This is a genomic window from Oleiphilus sp. HI0067, assembly GCF_001635735.1.
In genome coordinates this window covers 1-1,020 of sequence record NZ_LWFI01000152.1, presented here as the reverse complement: position 1 = coordinate 1,020, position 1,020 = coordinate 1, and the positions used below count along the sequence as shown (strand labels likewise).

Sequence of the window (1,020 nt, the reverse complement as noted above, 5' to 3'; positions counted from 1 at the left end):
TCGAAAATATGGCTCGTATGAAGTTTCAATTTATGCCTAAGCAATTATGCATAGCGAGGGCTCTAGGAATACAAAGATGAAAGACGCAGCAGCAAACATCACATATCTAAAAGACTATCAAAAACCGAACTTCCTCGTAGAGAGTATTTCTTTGAGCTTTAAGCTATTCGAGGACGGCGCTGAAGTAACGAATCTTATGCACGTTGTTAAAGATTTGGATTCCGAGTCGACAGAGTTGGCGTTGGACGGCGAAGAATTAGAATTGCGCTCGGTCAGTATTGATGGAGCTCTATTAAATAGTGATCGTTACTTGGTGACAGAGTCCGGTCTAAGCATCTCAGATATGCCGGCAGACTGTCAGTTAGAAATCGTGACGTGGATTAAGCCTCAAGAGAACAAGCGATTAGAAGGACTCTACAAGTCATCGACAATGTTCTGTACCCAATGTGAAGCCGAGGGTTTTCGACGCATTACTTACTATCTCGACCGTCCTGATGTCTTAACGATCTTTACGACAAGAATCGAGGCAGATAAATCCTTGTATCCAAATTTGCTATCGAATGGCAATTTGATTGAATCAGGCGAATTGGATGGAGGACGTCATTTTGCGGTTTGGAATGACCCCTTCCCGAAGCCGTGTTATTTGTTTGCACTCGTAGCGGGTAATTTGCATTGTCAAAAAGATACCTTCACGACAATGAGTGGTCGAGAGGTGCGTCTCGAAATTTTTGTCGAACACAAAAACTCAACTAAGTGTGATTATGCCCTTGATGCTTTGAAACGCTCTATGAAGTGGGATGAAGAGGTCTATGGTCGTGAGTATGACCTCGATATTTTCATGATTGTCGCGGTCGATGACTTCAATATGGGGGCCATGGAAAACAAGGGCTTGAACATTTTTAATTCTTCTTGTGTTCTAGCAAAACCCGATACCACGACAGATGCTTCATATCAGCGTATTGAAGCGATCGTTGCGCATGAGTATTTCCATAATTGGTCGGGTAACCGGGTCACGTGTCG

General features: G+C 43.3%; 1 protein-coding gene. It reads left to right on the top strand.

What is annotated here, in order from left to right; translation table 11 throughout:
- Nucleotides 1-76 precede the first annotated feature (76 nt).
- Nucleotides 77-1,020, top strand: a 944-nt coding sequence (locus A3739_RS02025) for a M1 family aminopeptidase (RefSeq protein WP_304440243.1), incomplete at its 3' end; no start/stop codon positions are given.